Origin of the sequence: Geobacter sp. AOG1, assembly GCF_019972315.1 — a bacterium.
In the GTDB taxonomy this organism is placed as follows: Bacteria; Desulfobacterota; Desulfuromonadia; order Geobacterales; family Geobacteraceae; genus Geomobilimonas.
The window spans coordinates 2256535-2274484 of the sequence record NZ_BLIZ01000001.1 but is presented as its reverse complement, the minus strand read 5'-3'; the positions used below and the strand labels follow the sequence as shown (position 1 = coordinate 2274484).

Annotated in this window: 16 protein-coding genes; all 16 read right to left on the bottom strand. The window is 58.5% G+C overall.

Annotated elements, in window-relative coordinates; translation table 11 throughout:
- Positions 1-43: 43 nt before the first annotated feature.
- Positions 44-2170 carry a cytochrome c3 family protein gene (locus LDN04_RS10405; protein WP_223909848.1) on the bottom strand — a complete coding sequence of 709 codons (2127 nt, stop codon included), beginning with the start codon at positions 2168-2170 and terminating at the stop codon, positions 44-46.
- A gap of 20 nt (positions 2171-2190) precedes the next feature.
- On the bottom strand, positions 2191-2568 hold the full coding sequence (locus LDN04_RS10400) for a response regulator (protein WP_223909845.1): 378 nt from the start codon (positions 2566-2568) through the stop codon (positions 2191-2193).
- Positions 2569-2597: 29 nt separating this feature from the next.
- The gene (locus tag LDN04_RS10395; protein ID WP_223909842.1) at positions 2598-3422 is read right to left on the bottom strand and encodes a GAF domain-containing protein; all 825 of its coding nucleotides are present in this window, start codon (positions 3420-3422) and stop codon (positions 2598-2600) included.
- Positions 3423-3449: 27 nt separating this feature from the next.
- Positions 3450-4538 (bottom strand): chemotaxis response regulator protein-glutamate methylesterase, encoded by a 1089-nt coding sequence (locus LDN04_RS10390; protein WP_223909839.1) that lies wholly within the window; start codon positions 4536-4538, stop codon positions 3450-3452.
- The gene (locus LDN04_RS10385; protein WP_223909836.1) at positions 4529-5407 is read right to left on the bottom strand and encodes a protein-glutamate O-methyltransferase CheR; all 879 of its coding nucleotides are present in this window, start codon (positions 5405-5407) and stop codon (positions 4529-4531) included. Before LDN04_RS10385 ends, LDN04_RS10390 begins: the two co-directional genes overlap by 10 nt.
- A complete protein-coding gene (locus LDN04_RS10380) occupies positions 5407-7419 on the bottom strand; it encodes a HEAT repeat domain-containing protein (RefSeq protein ID WP_223909833.1) in 2013 nt (670 codons plus the stop codon). The genes LDN04_RS10385 and LDN04_RS10380 overlap by 1 nt, the downstream gene beginning before the upstream one ends.
- A gap of 2 nt (positions 7420-7421) precedes the next feature.
- Positions 7422-8453 (bottom strand): zinc-ribbon domain-containing protein, encoded by a 1032-nt coding sequence (locus LDN04_RS10375; RefSeq protein WP_223909830.1) that lies wholly within the window; start codon positions 8451-8453, stop codon positions 7422-7424.
- 30 nt (positions 8454-8483) lie between these two features.
- The gene (locus tag LDN04_RS10370) at positions 8484-8966 is read right to left on the bottom strand and encodes a chemotaxis protein CheW (RefSeq protein WP_223909826.1); all 483 of its coding nucleotides are present in this window, start codon (positions 8964-8966) and stop codon (positions 8484-8486) included.
- Positions 8967-9047: 81 nt separating this feature from the next.
- Entirely contained in the window at positions 9048-9419 is a 372-nt protein-coding gene (locus LDN04_RS10365) for a response regulator transcription factor (RefSeq protein ID WP_223909823.1), read from the bottom strand.
- 21 nt (positions 9420-9440) lie between these two features.
- The gene (locus LDN04_RS10360) at positions 9441-10202 is read right to left on the bottom strand and encodes a chemotaxis protein CheW (RefSeq protein ID WP_223909821.1); all 762 of its coding nucleotides are present in this window, start codon (positions 10200-10202) and stop codon (positions 9441-9443) included.
- Positions 10203-10219: 17 nt separating this feature from the next.
- Entirely contained in the window at positions 10220-11020 is an 801-nt protein-coding gene (locus LDN04_RS10355) for an ExeA family protein (RefSeq protein WP_223909818.1), read from the bottom strand.
- Between the two features lie 80 nt (positions 11021-11100).
- On the bottom strand, positions 11101-13134 hold the full coding sequence (locus LDN04_RS10350; protein ID WP_223909815.1) for a chemotaxis protein CheA: 2034 nt from the start codon (positions 13132-13134) through the stop codon (positions 11101-11103).
- Positions 13135-13192: 58 nt separating this feature from the next.
- A complete protein-coding gene (locus LDN04_RS10345; RefSeq protein WP_223909812.1) occupies positions 13193-13558 on the bottom strand; it encodes a response regulator in 366 nt (121 codons plus the stop codon).
- Complete coding sequence (locus tag LDN04_RS10340) at positions 13555-15300, bottom strand: DUF4388 domain-containing protein (RefSeq protein ID WP_223909809.1); 1746 nt, start codon at positions 15298-15300, stop codon at positions 13555-13557. The genes LDN04_RS10345 and LDN04_RS10340 overlap by 4 nt, the downstream gene beginning before the upstream one ends.
- A 147-nt stretch (positions 15301-15447) precedes the next feature.
- Positions 15448-16764: a ribosome biogenesis GTPase Der gene (gene der, locus LDN04_RS10335; protein ID WP_223909806.1), complete on the bottom strand. Its 1317-nt coding sequence runs from the start codon at positions 16762-16764 to the stop codon at positions 15448-15450.
- A 118-nt stretch (positions 16765-16882) separates the two neighbouring features.
- Positions 16883-17779: a GTPase Era gene (era, locus tag LDN04_RS10330; protein ID WP_223909795.1), complete on the bottom strand. Its 897-nt coding sequence runs from the start codon at positions 17777-17779 to the stop codon at positions 16883-16885.
- Positions 17780-17950 lie beyond the last annotated feature (171 nt).

The following is a 17950-nucleotide window of genomic DNA, read 5'->3' as shown; positions in this document are numbered from 1 at the left end:
TGGGCCGCCCTGTTTCCGAAATTACGTCCTGTTTTCCCAGCCCTTAGTTCTCGGGTACAAACCGCCGTTGGTGGCACCGGTCGCAGCTGCTCTGGTCCTTGACGCTGAAAGCCATGCTGAAACCGTGACAGGACCCGCACGATTTGCCCTCTTCCATCTGTTTCATGGTGACGGGCCGGCGCTCAACCCCCGTCGGGATAAGTTTCTTGTGGCAGTCTGCACAGGTGTACCCACGGCTCATGTGGACCTTGTGGCTGAAAAGGGCATTGCCGACCGTGCCTGGTATTTCGTAGCGTACCGCCTTGGTCACCGTATGGCACTTTGCGCAGTTTTCGCTGGAGACAAACGCCGATTTCCCGTCGTGACAGGCTCCGCACGACTTCCCCTTCTCCATGTCAGGCATGGTTGCACGGCGAGTCGCCAATCCCGGACTGAAAATCTTGTCGTGACAGTCATTGCAGCGGTACGCGGCAATATGGAACTTGTGGCTGAAGAGCGCTCCCGACTCCTTGAACCTGACCTCCTTTACCGGGTGGCATTTCTCACAGTTTTCCTTGACGCTGAAGGCGGTCTTGGCATCATGACAGGCCCCGCACGACCTTCCCTGCTCCATGTCGACCATCTTGTATCGTTTCGCAGCCTTGCCGGTTGCGAAGATACTGTTGTGGCAGTCGGTGCATTTGTACATTCCGGTATGGAACTTGTGGCTGAAAAGAGTCGCTCCCGTCTCCGGCACCTTGAAGGTCACCTCGATGGTGGTCTTGTGGCACCTGTTACAGTCCCCCTTGACGGAAAAGCCGGTATTCCCGTCATGGCAGGCCCCGCAGGACGTCCCCTTCTCCATTTCCCCCATGGTATGGCGCGTGTTGTCCGGGCCCGCCTTGAACAGCTTATTGTGGCAGTCGGCGCACCTGTACATTTCCAGGTGCTTGGTGTGGCTGAAAACGGCATCGTCAGTGAACGTGATCTCCTTCACCGGGTGGCACTTGCCGCAGTTGCCCGCGACCGTAAAGGCGGTCTTTCCGTCATGGCATGCGCCGCACGACTGCCCTTTTTCCATCTCCGCCATGGAATAGTGCCGGCTCTCGCTGCCGGTGCGGAATACCTTGTTGTGGCAGTCGCCACATGCGTACATACCCTTATGAAAGTCGTGACTGAAAGTCACCTTGCCCGCATCCTTGATGTCGAACGTTATCTCCTTGGTCGAGGTGTGGCACTTGTTGCAGCTTCCCGCCACGGAAAAGGCGATATTGCTGTCGTGACAGGCACCGCATGACCGGGATTTTTCCATATCAGCCATGGTGAAGCGTTTCGAACCGGCGCCTCCGACGAAAATACCGCTGTGGCAGTCCGCGCAGCGATAGATGGTCAGATGGAATTTGTGACTGAAGAGGGCGTCCGACGCCTTGAAGGAAACCTCCTTCACCCCCTGGTGGCACTTTCCGCAGTCCCCCTGCACCGAGAAACCGGTCTTGCCGTCATGACAGGCGCCGCACGACCGCCCGTTCGCCATCTCCTGCATGGTGTACCGCTTGCTGTTGGGACCGGCAACGAACAGCTTGCTGTGGCAGTCGCCGCATCCGTACATTGCCAAGTGGACCTTGTGGCTGAACTGGGCATCGGCCGAGAACGGGATATCCTTTACCGCATGGCATTTCGTGCAGTTTTCCTTGACCGTAAACGCGGACTTTCCGTCGTGGCAAGTACCACAGGAGGCACCCCGCTCCATCTGGGCCATGGAAACATGGGGATTGCCGGGGCCAGGTTTGAACAGCTTGTTATGGCACTCCCCGCAACTGTACATCCCCAGGTGGAAATTGTGACTGAATACCACCGCCCCGAAATCGGGAATCTCGATGGGAACGTCCTTTACCCGATGACAACGTATGCAGTCGGCCAAGGCAAAGGCCTTCTTTTTGTCATGGCATGCGCCGCATGACTTTCCCTTTTCCATTTCAGCCATGGTGACGGATGGATTTTTCTTCACCACGTTGTAGAGGGTATTATGACAGGCCGTACAACTTTTCCCCAGCCGGGCCAGATGCACATCGTGGTTGAACTCCACCGTGCCGGCGGTTTCGGTCTTGAACGTGACGACCTTGTATTCCTTGGCGTAGAGGAACACGGGGAGAGCGCAGAGCAGTACCAGCAGAATGAATAAACGCCTCACAAAATTCTCCTTCATCCTTCTCAGGCGATCTTGAGCAACGCCTTGGCCACATCCAGAATGCGGGTGGGCTGTATCGGCTTGGTAATATAATCATTGGCTCCCAGTGCCAGTGCCCGCTCCCGGTCCTCCTGTGCACCTTCCGTGGTAATTACCACGATGGGAGTCTCCCTGTAGCCGGCATCATTGCGGACCAGGCTGACCAGTTTGAGGCCATCCATGATCGGCATATTGATATCGGTGAAGATCAGGTCGAATTTCTCGGCGGAAAGCTTTTTCAGCCCGTCCACCCCGTCGCTGGCCTCAACGATGCGGATTCCCCGCAAACGCTTCAGGGCAAAGGAAATCAGCTGCCGCATGGTGGGCGAATCCTCGACGATCAAGACATTATATTCTGACATAGGTTATCCCCTCCAAAAAATAAATGGCGCTATCTGGTCAGGAGATCAAGAAATCCCTGGATTGTCGACAGCTTGCGTTCTGAATCGGAGTAGAGTCGGGAGCTGAAGATCGCCGTGGCGGCGTGCCCCGCCAGCAGCGTGAAGAGTTCGTAATCCACCTGGGCGAATTTGCTCTTCTGCTGCAGAAGTTTGTAAATAACGAGGGCACCGATTACATGCTCCTTTATCTTGAGAGGGATGCAGACCATGGGAGACGCCATGTCGGACACGTAGGAGCTGACATCCTCCACGAAATAGCTCTCGCCGCTCTTGGCCACCTCTCCAATGACACCGGTCCCGAACTTTACCGACGGCACATCTTCCCGCTCCAGCCCCTCGGTGGCAACTGCCTGCAACTCGTTGGTCTTTTCATCCAGAAGCATGATCGCGAACTCTTCCGCGCCGATCAGGTTAATGACGATCTCGGTGATGATCTGCAGCACTTCTTTAAAATCGAGGGTGGAGTGGAGCTGATAACTGGCAATGTAGAGATTGGCCAGGTTGTTGTTTTCCTGCTCGATCTCCACGTAACGGGTTGCGAAGTCCTCGTTTTCCTCCTCCACCTCCCGTATGCGCCCGAGGATCTCTTCCTTTTCCTGTTCCAGTTCCTTGATGCGCGCCGTCAGCTTACGACTCTCGTCAGAAGACTCGGTTCGCCCTTCCGTGGCACGGCTTGACTCCTCCAGCTGCAACACACGGTAGCGGAGCCGCTCGTTCTCGCGCATCAGCTCGCCGGTAAACTCCGCTCCCTTTTTGAAGACCTGTAAAAACTCTTCAGCCTTGCTGTGAAGTCCCTTGTCATCTTCTGTCGCCATACGTCACCCCTGTGTGTAGTAGGTTTGTCAATCTATCCCGGGCACGAGACCGCATCTGACCATGATTTCCCGTGCCATCCGGTCAAGCGGGGCAACCCCATCCACCACTCCCGTGGCAATGGCCTCCCGCGGCATGCCGAACACTACCGACGACTCCTCCGCCTCTGCCAGCACCTGCCCTCCGGCCGCCTTGATCGCCCGTACGCCCCGGCTGCCGTCATTTCCCATGCCGGTCAGGACTACCGCCAGCAGACGATCGCCGTAGATCCCGGCAAGGGAATCGAACATGACATCCACGGAAGGGACATAGCGGTCCTGCGCCGAAGGCTTGGCAAGTCGTGCCACGATATCGTCGTTTTTCAGCTTCTGAAATACCAGATTGAGGCCACCGGGCGCAACCAGAACCCGTCCCGGCTTGACCTGGTCACCATCGGCCGCTTCCTTGATCTCAAGGGCCGACCCGCGATTCAGCCGTTCGGCAAAAGCCTTGGTGAACCCGGCCGGCATATGCTGGGATATCAGGATCGCCACGGGATGGGGGGAGGCAAACGCGGAAAGTATGGTCTGCAGAGCCGGCGGTCCCCCCGTCGATGCGCCGATGGCAATGACGTCCCTGAGAGGTTGTCCCACCCGCAACGGTGGGGGGGGGACAACCTTCTTTTTCCTCCGGGCCGGGACCTCGGCGACGTTGACCGCTTCACGGCGCTTGATCCCTGCCATGTTGAGATTGAATACGTTACAGACCTTCTCGTGGAGGTCCTCCCGTATTTTCAGGAGCTGGTCTGAAATAGCAGTCGTCGGCTTGGCTATGAAATCGACGGCTCCTAGCTCAAGAGCCTTGAACACCCGCTCATCCTCGCTCCGGGCACTGATGACGATTACCGGTGTAGGACAGGTATTCATGACGATCCGCAGCAAGGTAAAGCCGTCCATCTTCGGCATTTCCAGGTCCAGGGTGACGAGATCGGGCCGCAGGTCCAGAATGCGGCGGATCCCTTCTTCCCCATCCGCGGCATACCCGACGACCTGCACGTCTTCCATCCCCTCGAGCATCTTGGTTATGGTGCGGCGGTTGTAGGCGGAATCGTCGATGACCACCACCCTGATCACGGGCATGGGAAACCTCCGCTGCCGGCAAGCGGCTTCTGGTAGACCATGTCGTTCTGGAGGTGACGCAGGGAAAAGGCGGTGGAGATGTTCATGAGCGACTCGGAATGGCCGAGCAGGAGGAATCCCCCTTCTTCGAGCGATTTGTGGAAAGAATCGATTACCCGTTTCTTGGCCACCTGGTCAAAGTAGATGATGACGTTGCGACAGAAGATGACATCCATTTTCCCGAGCATGGCCAACCGGCCCATATCGAACAGATTCAGGTGACTGATGGTTACCAGTTCCTTGACCTGGTCCGCAACCCGATAAGCGCCGTCCTGTTCGACAAAGAAACGTCTGATGTACTGTTCGTCGGTGGTCCGGAAGGAAGAGCGACCGTAGACCGCCTTGCGCGCCTGCTGGAGGACCTTGTGACAAATGTCGGTGCCGATGATCTCAATACGCCAGTCATGGCACGCCCCCATTTCCAGAAGCAGCATCGCAATGGTATAGGGCTCCTCGCCGCTGGAACAACCGGCACTCCATATCCGGAGGGAACGGTCTCCCCTCTTCTCTTTTGACTTCTTCAGTTCCGGCAGTATCTCGTCGGTAAAGGCTTTGAGCTGGAATATCTCCCGGAAAAAATAGGTTTCGTTGGTCGTCAGGACGTCCATGATGTCGGACAATTCCTGGTCTTTTTTCCGGTTGTACTTCAGAAAGTGATAGTAATCCTTGTACCCGGCCAGTTGGTGGAGCACAAGCCGCCTGGCCAGACGTTTTTCCAGAAGGTACTTGGAATCGTTGTCGAAGAAAAGCCCGCAATGGGCATAGATGACATCGCGAATCAGGCGAAAATCCTCTTCCGCCATCGGAATATCCGGTTCCACAGAAAACATTATTTGAACCTGCCCATGATATCCTGTATCTGGCCTTTGACGAGGTCGTCCGTCTCGATCTCCAGCGCCTTCTCCAGATACGGCAACGCTTGTTCGCCCAGCCTGGCCGCGAGGGTCCTGATGAAGGTGCTGCGCACGTCCCAATGGGGATGGGCCAATATCTTTTCACTGCTTGCCAGCAGAATTGACTCGTCACTTCCGGCAAGGATTTCTATGGCGGACTTGACCACTTCCTCATCGGGATCGTCCAGCGTCCGGCGCACCTGCTTCAGGGCAGCATCCCCCCCAATGAACGACAGCGCTTCAAGGGCGGAGATCATGATCAGGCCGTCGGCCCCATCCATGGCTTCCATGACCGCGCCCAATGCCCGTTCGCCGCCGATTTTACCCAGGCTCTTCAACACGGTGCACTTCACCCAGGGGTCCTCATCCCGGAGGGTAAGGAGAAGGGGTTCCAGGCACTCCGCACCACCCAGTTCTCCCAAAGCGCCGGCAGCGGCGATCCGCACATCCGGCTCCTCATCCATCAGCGCCTTGACGAAATGGCTGGCACTTTCCGGCAGTCGCAGGCTGGCAAGGGCGGTGACAGCATTCCGGCGAACCAGCATATCTTCATCCTTCATGAGGAGAGCGAGCCGATCGGCCTCACGAAGGGCCGCATAGAGGATCACCGCGTCACGACGCCGTTCAGACGACTCGGTAACGGCCATTTTCTGGGCAATCGCCAGCACCGACGCCCTATCATCCTCTGCCAGCCGGGCAAGAGCATCGATTGCCCCTTCCCGAACCTCGGGTTCCGAGTCGTCCAGAAGACCGGCTATAGTCCCTACCATTTCCGTCAACCCTGTCTTGCCACACGCAAGGACTGCCGCCCGGCGCAGCACCGGATTACCGCTCCCCATTCCCTCCACGAGGATGGCGGCACACCCCTTATAACGGAGCTCGCCACACACGTAGGCGATGAAACAGCGCTCCTCGTCCCCGGCATGGGCAAACTCCCTGACAAGAAGGGCAGTCCCCGCTTCCCCCATGCAGGTAAATGCCTGGATACAGTTCCGGCGAAGCCGGTCGTCGCGGCATGCCTGCAGAAGGGGGCCGACTGCGCGTTCATCCCCGATCAGACCGAAAAGCATGACCAACGCCTCTTTAAGAGGTTTTTCCGCCGTTTCGAATGACGCCAGCAACCCATCGACAAAGGGAGACCCCGTCAGTTCCCGCAACTGATCATCGAGTCGCCGTTTCGTTTCGTCGTTCAGCCGGCCTCTTACTTTGAAGATCGCCAGAGCGGCCGCTTCCCGCGCATTGCGGACCTTTTCCTTGAGTCCTTCCACCAGAAGAGGGGTCGCCTCCGCGTCTCCAACGGCGCCAAGACAGTCAAAGACCGCCTTCTTCAGGAGATTGGTTTCCACGAGAGGAGAAATGACTCCCATCGGCAGAGGCCTGCCGATCTTCCCCAAGGCCTCCAGTATGGTGTAGCTCAGCCAGATGTCTTGTTTCCCCAAGGCCTGGACCAGGGGGGAAACCGCCCGCGGATCGCCTATCTTCCCCAGGTTCTCCGCGGCGGCAGCACTCACGTTGGGGTCGCCGTCGTCAAGGGCGCTTATGAGCAGGGGAACCGGGGTGGCGTCACCGATGCTCCCCATAATGTCGATGACGAATTTGCGCACATCGTGGTCGTCGTCGTTTATGTGGCGCGACAGGCAAGGGACGGCAAGACGGCCGAGACGTTCCAGGGTCTCCACCGCCGAATTGCGCAGGCCGGCGTTGTCGTGGGACCTGAGCATGAGCACCAGCTCTTCCATCACCCCATCGTCGGGTGTCGACCCCAGGAGCAGATCCACCGCCTCCTTGCGGACCCTCCAGCTGGAATCGCCGAGCGCAAGAAAAATGCCGCTCCTGATTTCCGCCAGCGGGCGGCCGGCCATCCCCATGACCGCCTGCCTGCGCACCTCCTCGTCGGAGGAGCGGAGCTGCTCGGTCAGCGTATCGCTATTCGTCGTCCCTGTCTCCATGGTCACAGACCCAGTTCCTGTTTTTTCTTGGCAATCAGCTCCTCAAAGGCATCCTTCAGATAGCTGGTCCCGGAACGCACCTCCGTGGGGACACGCCGTTCATAGAGGGATGTCCCTTCCCGGATATCATCGGCCAGAAGTTGATACAGCGTCCCCTTGCGAACCCCCTCCTCCACCCGTGCCTGGTTGTAGAGAACGATGTCCGACACAATGATACGCGCCAGGCGCTTTGCCTTTACATGGGCCTCGGCAAGTTCCGGCGAGCTCTCCGCGGCCGGAACGGATGTCTCCTGTTCTTCGTCCTGCCTGAGCTCCTGACGAGTGGCTTCCTGGGCGGCTATTTCCTGGTGGGAGAGCTCCTCGGGGGAGGCGTGCCCCTCTTCCTCGGCAGGTACGGACTTGGCTGGCAGCGCATCAGCCGGCACCTGGCCCGCTACGAGCCGGTACACCATCGCCGCCAGCGAATCGGGGATATGATGCTTTTCTATGTAGTCGTCCGCACCATAGAGGGACTTGGGAGAACGTTTATACCGCGTCTTGTCGTAGATGGAGGCGATCAGGATAATTTTCACGGTAGCGAGTGCGGGATTCTTCCGGACCGCATCGCACACTTCGAACCCATACATGGACGGAAGTGCCACATCGAGCAGCACAACGGCGGGAACCATCTGTTCGATGGCAGCCAGGGTCTCGCGACCGTCGTTATAGACAAACACGTCGAAGGGCTCAGGAGCGAGAACCCGTTGGACTGCTGCGCAGAAGGAGGCGCTCTCGTGGGCCACCACTACCTTCACCCTGTCGCTTGCCGGTGCGGAAACCGCAGCGACCGGCGGAACGGCCTGCTTCACCGCAGGCGGCGCAGCTTGGGGAGGAGCGGGTTGGGGCATGGATGCAGGGCTCGCAGGAGAAGCACCTTTCCGGACCACGCGAAATATCGCCCGGCACTTGCTGCACCGCAGCTTTATGCCTTCCGCTCCGACCTTTCCGTCATCGAGGCTGAAGCGCGTTTTACAACTCGGACAAACGATCAACATAAGAATAACAATCCTTTCACCGCAATACTCTCAGTAGCCCTTCTTCGCAACACCCAGCAGTCCGAGTTCATCGACCTCCCGGGGGCTGATGATGCGGTCCAGATTGAGGAGCATGACCATGCTTTCCTTCACCAGGCAGACTCCCACCAGATAGGCGGCGTCAATGCCGGTGGCCACCTGGGGCGGTGGTTTGATATCCTTGACCGGCACCGTGATCACCTCCGTCACTTCGTCGACCACTAGACCGAGCAACTGGCCGGCGGCCTTTACGATCAGCAGCCGTGTGCTCTGGTCGTTTGGCCGTTTGGGGAAGTCGAACCTGCTCCGGAGGTCCACGACCGGTATGACTGCTCCACGAAGATTTATAACCCCTTCGATAAAGCTGGGGGCCTTGGGGAGGGTTGTCATCTTCAGCGGCCGGATGATCTCTTTGATACGCATGATGTCGGCCGCATAGATATCATCACCGAGCCGGAAACAGGCAACCTGGATTTCTTGGATATCACTGGTCATGGCACATTGCATCCTCACGCAGCGCATGCTGGTACGTGGAACAGGAGCGAAACCACGGCCCCCGAGTCCGGCAACCGTCAGCTACTTGTTCAGGAGCCCTTCGATGGTCTCGATAACTTTTGCAGACTTGAACGGCTTGGTGATATAGGCATCAGCCCCCATCTCCATGCCGCGGGCGTAATCCTGGCTGTTTTTCTTGGCAGTCAGCATGACCACTGGAATCCCCTTCGTCGCCGGGTCTTCCTTGATGTGGCGACAGACCTCGAAGCCGTCGAGTTCCGGCAGCATGATGTCGAGAATAACCAGGTCCGGCGGGTTGGCGGCTATTTCTTCGAGGGCGGACCTGCCATCCATGACACCCGTTACGTTGTACCCTTTTGAGGAAAGAAGAATGCTTTCCAGCTTCAGAAGGCTTTCCTCGTCCTCAACAACAAGTATCCTGTTTTTTTGCATGACGGCTCCTTTCGTAACCACTCAGTGTAGCGCAATATCGAGAATTTTCTCCATATTCAGAAGAATGAGCATCTGCCCGCCGAATCGCCCCAAGCCGTTGACAAACTCCCGATCTATGCCATCGAGAACTGCGGGAGGGGGCTCGATGCTCCCGGTTTCGATCCGTACCACCTGCACCACTTCGTCCACCATGAGTCCGCTGAACTCATCCTGCCGCTTCACGACGATGATGCGGCGCTTGCCGGTCTCTTCCAGCGGCGGGAAGCCGAGACGCTGACGCATGTCATACACCGGGATGATGATGCCGCGCAGAGACAGTATGCCGGTGACGAACCGGGGTACCCGGGGAACTTCCGTTACCTCGCGGGGCTTGATGATCTCCTTGATCTCCATGATGTTAACGGCATAATTCTCTTCCGCCACCCTGAAACAGAGGAACTCCTGGAACTCTCCTGTCTCGGCAGCCGTGGTGGTCATGAACACCGCGTCTTCGTCACACCCCGCAGTTTCGCGCCCCGCCAGCAACTGGGCCAAGGGATCGAACTGTCGTGACACCTTTTCTGCCAGCGGCGCAGGGGGAGCGGGTTTCTCCTCACCGGCAAACAGTTCTTCGATCTGCTCCGCGAATGTTTCCGTTTCCGGCTGAGACGTCCCGCTCTCGACTTCGTCGTAAACAGCCTCTGCTTCAGGCTCCACTTCGGAATGGGCCACGGCAGGTTGTGGTTCGACGGGGGGGACCACTCCCCGCTCCTGCGCTTTTTTTCTGATATCCGCTAGGTTCATGCTCTTCCCCGTACCGATCAGATCACCAGTTCAGCGGTCATGTCCTCGATGATGGAGCCATCGATTATCGCCGCATCACGGCCGAACCCTTCCAGAAGGGCATTGGTGGCAATAATGTTGATGCGTCGGGGAACGCCGCCCGACAGTTCGAAAAGTCTCTGGACCGCATCGGGAGTGAAGATCCCCGGACTGCCGCCCGCCACTTCAACCCGGAAATCCAGATATTCCAGGGTTTCCTCCAGGTCGAGCGGACGCAGGTGGTAATTCATGGCTATCCGCTGCCGGAACGGTTCATACACCGGCGCACTGAGGATTTTCCGCAGTTCCGGTTGCCCCATCAGAACGATACTGAGGAGGTTCCGGTCATCCAGCTGAAAATTGGTCAGGAGCCGAATTTCGTCGAAAATTTCCCGGTCCGGAATCAACTGAGCCTCGTCGATGACGATTACCGGCAGACAGCCCTGGTTGTGAAAGCGGTACAACGCCCCGGTTATCTCCCCCAGGAGATCATCCTTGCCGACCGCCGGCGTCTCGATCCCCAGATCCCGAGCAATGATCCGCAGCAGCTCAAGGGCAGTAAGGCGGGGGTTGAAGACGAAACAGAACCGGTACCCGTCACCCATCTCATCCATGAGGGCACGGGAAATGGTGGTCTTCCCGCAACCGATCTCGCCGGTCAGGAGGGCCATCTCCCGCTCTTCCAGCACGTACTGCAAGCGCGCCAGCGCTTCCCGATGGCCGTTGCTCAGATAGAGAAAGCGGGGGTCGGGAGTCTTGCTGAACGGTTTTTCCCGGAAACCGTAATAGTCCTTGTACATCGCCCCGTCTCTCCCGGATGACGCCAGCCGACTTCAGGGAGAAATACCGGTCCCTGGTCCCCAGCGCCCAATACCCGCCGTTAAGCGCTTCCCCTCATTGCCTCGTTGATGATACCCCCCACGTCGAGCACGAGAATCGTGCGCTGGTCCCCCAGGTCGGCGGCACCGGAAATCCCCTTGAATCCCCGGAAGGTTTCCCCCATGGACTTGATGACGATGTCCTGCTGCCCGATGAGGTCGTCCACCACGATGCCGAGGCGTTTTTCCGCCACACCGACCACCACCACGTAGAAACTCTCCAGAAGAACGGACATCCCCGTGGTCTCGAAAAACCTGTCGAGCCTGAGGAGGGGCAGGGTAACCTCCCGCAGATGAATGACCTCTTTCTTCTCCACGGTGAGAATATCCCTATCCTCCACCATGATGGTTTCCAGCACCGACGTTATGGGAATGGCGTAGGTGCGCCCTGCGGAGGAGATGATGAGCGCCTTGATGATGGCAAGGGTGATGGGGAGCGTGATGGTCATCCTGCTCCCGCTCCCCAGCGTGCTATCCACATCCACCATGCCGGAAACGGCGGCGATGTTGTTCTTCACCACATCCATGCCGACGCCGCGGCCGGAAATCTCGCTCACCGTGTCACTGGTGGAAAATCCGGGCAGAAAGATGAGGTCGATTGCCTCGCGGTCGGACAAGACCTCCGCCGGACCGATCAGCCCCTTCTCCCGGGCCTTTTTCTTCACCCGCTCCACATCGATCCCCCGGCCGTCGTCCTCCACCTCGATCACGACGTGGTTCCCCTTCTGGAACGAGGAAAGGCGGATAACCCCCTTTTCGTCCTTGCCGAGCTTGAGGCGATCTTCGGGGGGCTCTATCCCGTGATCTATGGCATTACGGATGATGTGCATCATCGGGTCGGAGATATCCTCCACAATCAGCTTGTCCAGTTCCGTATCCGCACCGAACGTTTTCAACTCCACCTTTTTCCCCTGCTCGCGGGACACCTTCCGGACGATGCGGGACATCTTCTCGAAGAGCTGACCGACGGGAATCATCCGTATCTCCATGACCCCCTTCTGCAACTCGGTGAGCTTGCGCTCCAGCACCTTCGTGGATTTGCCAAGCTCGCTCGCCATGGCGGAATGACCGTCCCGCCGCAGGTTGTCGACAAACTGACTGATGCTCGAATGGGAAAGGACCAGTTCGCCGACGATATTCATCAACTCGTCCAGCTTGCCGATATCCACCCGCACCGTGCGGCTGAAACTCTTGGCGGTCACGGCGGTATCGACAGCAGCAGCCGTCTCCCCGCCGTCCAGGACAGCAACAGAAGTCTCCGCTTCGGCTCTCTCCTCCCCTCCTCCGCCGAGATGGGTAATGATCACGTTGTCCTTGTCCACCAGGGCCGTGACCGCGGCAGTATCAAGTTCGGAACCGAAGAGAATCTCGAAATCAATGCCGGCATCCAGACCGCCGCCGGCACTTGGCAGGGTGCTAATAACCTCGCCCCCCTGCTTGAGCGTGTCGGTCAACTCTCCCAGGTCCTGATCGAAGGTCATCAGGCTGAATGAGGCATGGATGGAATAGATGCCACGCCCCTTCTTGACGTTTTCCAGGAGACGATGCTCCTCGTATTCCGTCAGGGCACCGAGGATTTTTTCCGAAATTCCGAGCCCAGCCAGGGGAGAGACGGTCTCTGTCGTGGGGGGCGTGCTGAGACAGGAGTTGATCCGGGAAACAGCCCGTTCTATCCCCTGGGTGTCGCTGACACCGGTTCCGGCACCGCGGACCATGGTGCCGAGCAGTTCCATGGAGTCGAACAGCACACTGACCGTGGCCTGGTTGAGTGCCGCCTTGCCGAGCCGCAGGGAATCCAGGAGGTTTTCCAGGTTGTGCGCCAGGTCCGCAATGTCAGTGAAGCCGAACATGCCGGCCAGCCCCTTGAGGGAATGGGCGCCTCGGAAGATGGAATTGACGAGGTCCGGATTACAGTCCCCCGTGTCGGCGCAATCGCTCAGGCCAACCAGATCGAGGCTCAACTGGTCGATAATCTCTTCCGCTTCGGCGAGAAAATCCTTGACCGCCTTCCCCAGATTGTCGTTATTACCGCTCATGTGCGCTCTCTGTGGGTAATGGATGAGTTGCTATCTTCACGGAGTGCTCTCCACGTCTTCATCCAAGATATTTACTAACCAGCTCAAGCAGTCTGGTCGGGTCGAAAGGCTTCACCAGATATTCATTGGCTCCCAGAGCCAGCCCCTTTTCCAGGTCTTTCTCGCTACTCTCCGTCGAAACGATGAACAGAGGGATATGCTGGTAGTTGGGGTTGTTCCGCACGTAGCTAATCAATTCGAGGCCGTTGATGTCGGGCATGTTGATGTCGGTTATTATCAGGTCCACCTTTTCCCGGGGAAGCAGGCGGAGTGCCTCGAACCCGCTGGACGCCTCGACGATTTCGTAATCGTCGACGGACCCGATGGTAGAGGCCAACAGGGAGCGCATGGTGGGGGAATCTTCGGTTATGAGTATCTTTTTCACAGTCCCTCCGGACTTTTATCTTGCAGCCGCCGCTGCAGGAGCACCTTTTCCATGGCCATTCCCGCCTGGGACAGGAAGATCTCCAGGGAATCCGTATCTCCAACCGGCTTCTGCTCCGGCAGATTGTCGCCATACAGAACGGCAACGACCTTCCCTTCGCTGACAATGGGACCGGCAAATATTTCCGCAGGATATTCGCCGCCAAGACACTCTATGAGGTAGCGGTTCCAGCGCCCTTCGTCCGGCTTCACCTTGAGGGGCTGCTGGGATTCGATGACCCTGGCGAACAGCGATTCCTCATCCCGGGGGATACGCATGGTGCGCACCCTGGAGTCGGCAAGCCCTTCGCGGTCCTGGATGCCGAACTGGCCAAGCCCGACAACCTCATCCCTCTTGACGATGAAAACAACCGCCCTGTTCATGAACTCCGATGCAAAGCGGAGCACCAGAAGGATGATCCCCCCACCGAGGGAGGGGTTATTGAGCTCTTCGAGCATCCCCCGGAGCAGGGAGATACCGGTGCTCTGCTCCACCTGGCCGCGCCCCGGGCCGAACTCTTCTCCCATCTCCAGTCGGAGTTCATCGGCAATGTTGACCTTGTCGCTCCACTCCGCAGGCGCCTCTCCCGCCTCCACCCGGCGCAACTCCTGCCTCAGACGACCGGCGAAACCCTGGACCGTGCCGGGATCGCCGAGTTCGGTCTTGCGGGGTTTCATGGCAAAGGCATACCCCATGTCCCGGACTTTCCGTTCCGCGTCGCTGTTGCTATAGTCAGCAACCACCAGCACCGGAAGCTCGGGGAAATTGGTATGGACCAGGTCCAGGAGTTCCAGACCCCCCAGGATGCCCGAACCATCCATCCGGGGCATGATCAGGTCGACGAGGAGCGTGGGGCGGATGTCCTCCCGGTAGAGGGTGTCGATTTTGATCAGGGCGTCCTCGCTCCCCTCAAAATCGAAAACTTCGTAACCGCACTCCTGGAGAGACGAAACCATGATCTCGCGGGTCGTCGTGTCATCATCAACCAGCACCAGCTGCCGTGCCGCCACGGGTTCCGCGAACTCCGGCACTTCAACCGCCTCCGCCGGTAAATCAGCGGCCGGGGCCGCCGCCTCGACGACGGGGACGGATGACGCCTGGATGAGGTCAAAGGCAAGGTCGACGCTTTCTTCCGGTCTGGCCTGCGGAGAGGCCTCCACCGGCATCTCGTCGATGACTTCACCGCGGTGGCGGCGCTCGTCGATGATGCGAGACCCTTCCATGGCAAGGAACTGGGGGTTGAGCCCCTGATCGAGCATGAACTGCACCGGATCGAGGTGGGTATTGTCGATGGGTGCAATGTTGTCCTGCAGTTCGAAATCGAAGGTCCCTTCCGCCCAGGCAAAGAGCGAATAGACCACGTTTTCGATCTGCTCCCGCACCACCTGCTCGATGGCGTCGGTGGTAACACCATAGTGCTTGATGAGAATCGTCCCAAGGCGCTCCCGGAACCCCTCGGTCTCCTGAATGGCAAGCGACTTCTTGAGGGTCGGCAGGTCGATGACCCCCTTCTGGACGAGGACCTCACCGAGATTTTGATGGAATGCGCTGGAACTGGCACGAATGACCTGGCCACTGCGAAAGAAAATCTTCCCCTCACGACTGCGGCTGTGAAGGGTAAGCAACCCCGACTTGCGACTCAGGCTGACTATCTGAAGGATCTCTCCGAGACCCAGATCTTCAAGATTTCCGACAAGGCTCATACGGGTATCATTCTGGTCGTGGAGACGTGGGATAAAATGCCGCTAATCATACCCCATTCGCACTGCCAAGTAAAGCACTTTAGGTCACCACGGGGGTTGGGAACCCCCTCTCCGGAAGAGCCCCACGCTACCGGCCGACCAGGCCGTTCAGCGGCGCTCCCGCCCCTTGAACATGAGCCGCAACGGTGTGCCGGTGAAGCCGAAGGCCTCCCGGATCTGGTTCATCAGATACCGTTCGTAGGAAAAATGAATCCCCTCGGGGCGGTTGGTAAAGATGACAAAGGAGGGGGGGCGAGTCCCGACCTGGGTTGCGAAGTAGAACTTCACCCGCCGCCCCTGGAAAAGGGGGGCATGATGGGCGGCGGTCGCCGCACTGAAGACCCGGTTCAGTTCGGAGGTGGTGACCCGCTTGGCGAACTGGGCCATGACGTTGTCCACCTCTTCCATGATCCTGCCGAGCCGCTGCCCCGTCTTGGCCGAAACGAAGACGATCGGCACGAAGGGAAGGAATTTGAACTCGGTGCGAATCCGGTCCACGAACTTGCCGAGGGTGGCATTGTCCTTCTCCAGGGTATCCCACTTGTTGACGACGAAGATGCACCCCCGCCCCGCCTCGTAGGCATACCCGGCGATCTTGCTGTCCTGTTCCGTGACCCCATCCTCTGCGTCAATCACGATGAGCACCACATCCGCCCGCTCGATGCTCCGGAGCGAATCCATGACGCTGTACTTCTCGATCTTCTCGGTGGTCTTCCCCTTGCGTCGGATCCCGGCGGTATCGATGAGCAGAAACCGCTTCTTGTGCCAGGTGAACGGGGTGTCCACCGCATCCCTGGTGGTACCGGCGACAGGATTGGCCACCACCCGTTCAAAACCGAGCAACCGGTTAACCAGGGACGATTTTCCCACGTTGGGGCGCCCGACCACGGCGATTCGTGTCAACTCCTCGTCCTGCGCCTCCGAGCGGTCGACCGGCAAGGCCGCACAGACCTCCGTCATCAGGTCGCCGACTCCCCGGTTGTGCTCAGCGGACACGGGATAGAGCGTCTCGACGCCGAGGGCATAGAAGTCGCCGATACCACTCTCAAGCTTGTCGCCGTCGATTTTGTTGACCAGGTGGAATACCGGCTTGTCGACCCGGCGAAGCATCTCCACCACCTCCCGGTCAGCAGGAGTGAGCCCGCTCCGGCCATCCATGACGAACAGGATCAGATCCGCCTCGTCCATGGCAAGCTGGGACTGCTCCCGCATCTGTTGGAGGAGCCGGTCGTCGGTCTCCGGCTCGAAGCCTCCCGTGTCTACGAGGATGAACGGCACGTCGTAGCGGTTAACCTCGGCATAGTTGCGATCCCGGGTCACTCCCGGCATGTCGTCCACCATCGCCTTGCGACGGCCGACCAGACGGTTGAACAGGGTCGATTTCCCCACATTGGGACGCCCTACTATGGCAATTATAGGTTTCATGTACCTTCCTTTATTTGAAAATCATTCGACGCAGGGGACATATGGGTCGAATATTCGGTTGACGTAAGACTTTGTGCCTTGGCGCCTTTGCGTCAAGGGGTAGGAGAAAACAGCAGAATCATTCGTAGCCGAACTCCTTGAGCATCCTGGGGCTCTCGCTCCAGTCCTTCCGCACCCGGACGAACAGTTCGAGGAACACCTTCGTGTCCAGCAGCCGTTCGATCTCCTGCCGGGCCTGCATGCCAATCTTCTTCAGCATCTCCCCCCTGCGACCGATGATGATTCCCTTCTGGGAATCCCGCTCCACGTTGATGGTGGCTGCGATGGAGATGAGCCCGCCGTCTTCCCGCTCCTTGAAGCTGTCCACCACCACGGCAGTGGCGTAGGGGACCTCGTCACGAGTGAGACGAAACACCTTTTCCCGGATGATCTCCGCCACGATGAAGCGCTCCGGCACGTCGGTCAGGATATCGTCAGGGAAATACGGGGGACCTTCCGGCAGGCAGCCCCCCACCAGTTCCACCAGCCGCTCGACGCCGTCGCCGGTACCGGCCGACACCGGTACGATCTCCCGGAACGGATAGAGTTTCGCATAGGCGGCGATCAGCTCCAGGAGCCGCGCCTTCTCCACCAGATCGATCTTGTTGATGACGAGCAGCACCGGTGCATCCGCTTTTGCCAAGGTCTCCAGCAGCAGCCCCTCTTGGGCGGCCGGGCTGACGTTCGCCTCCACGAGAAACATGATGGCATCGACTCCCTGGACTGCGGTGAGCGCCGTATCCACCATGTAGCGATTGAGACGGGAACGGGCCTGGTGTATCCCCGGCGTGTCGATGAAGACGACCTGGGCGCCAGGCAGGTTGTGAATCCCCTGGATGCGGTTCCGCGTGGTCTGTGGCTTGTCCGAGGTAATGACGATCTTGTCACCCAGGATGCGGTTTAAAAGAGTCGACTTCCCCACGTTGGGACGACCGATGATGGAAACGAATCCGGAATGGAATTGTTCAGTTGGCACGTAGCTATTCTCCTTAATCTCAGAACTTATCCGCAAATATGCTTTCCATCCTTGCATTCCGTCTTCACGGCATCTTTGCCCGGCTTTCAATCGCAAAATCCTCGACGTAGACCCGGCTACGCCGGTGGTTTTGCTCAATCAAGCCGGTCAAATCTGCCATAAATCCGGACG

Excerpts from the sequence above, each read along its gene's own strand:
- LDN04_RS10400 (WP_223909845.1), bottom strand. The coding sequence starts at position 2,568 with ATGTCAGAATATAATGTCTTGATCGTCGAGGATTCGCCCACCATGCGG.
- LDN04_RS10395 (WP_223909842.1), bottom strand. The coding sequence starts at position 3,422 with ATGGCGACAGAAGATGACAAGGGACTTCACAGCAAGGCTGAAGAGTTT.
- LDN04_RS10390 (WP_223909839.1), bottom strand. The coding sequence starts at position 4,538 with ATGCCCGTGATCAGGGTGGTGGTCATCGACGATTCCGCCTACAACCGC.
- LDN04_RS10385 (WP_223909836.1), bottom strand. The coding sequence starts at position 5,407 with ATGTTTTCTGTGGAACCGGATATTCCGATGGCGGAAGAGGATTTTCGC.
- LDN04_RS10380 (WP_223909833.1), bottom strand. The coding sequence starts at position 7,419 with ATGGAGACAGGGACGACGAATAGCGATACGCTGACCGAGCAGCTCCGC.
- LDN04_RS10375 (WP_223909830.1), bottom strand. The coding sequence starts at position 8,453 with ATGTTGATCGTTTGTCCGAGTTGTAAAACGCGCTTCAGCCTCGATGAC.
- LDN04_RS10370 (WP_223909826.1), bottom strand. The coding sequence starts at position 8,966 with ATGACCAGTGATATCCAAGAAATCCAGGTTGCCTGTTTCCGGCTCGGT.
- LDN04_RS10365 (WP_223909823.1), bottom strand. The coding sequence starts at position 9,419 with ATGCAAAAAAACAGGATACTTGTTGTTGAGGACGAGGAAAGCCTTCTG.
- LDN04_RS10360 (WP_223909821.1), bottom strand. The coding sequence starts at position 10,202 with ATGAACCTAGCGGATATCAGAAAAAAAGCGCAGGAGCGGGGAGTGGTC.
- LDN04_RS10355 (WP_223909818.1), bottom strand. The coding sequence starts at position 11,020 with ATGTACAAGGACTATTACGGTTTCCGGGAAAAACCGTTCAGCAAGACT.
- LDN04_RS10350 (WP_223909815.1), bottom strand. The coding sequence starts at position 13,134 with ATGAGCGGTAATAACGACAATCTGGGGAAGGCGGTCAAGGATTTTCTC.
- LDN04_RS10340 (WP_223909809.1), bottom strand. The coding sequence starts at position 15,300 with ATGAGCCTTGTCGGAAATCTTGAAGATCTGGGTCTCGGAGAGATCCTT.
- der (WP_223909806.1), bottom strand. The coding sequence starts at position 16,764 with ATGAAACCTATAATTGCCATAGTAGGGCGTCCCAATGTGGGGAAATCG.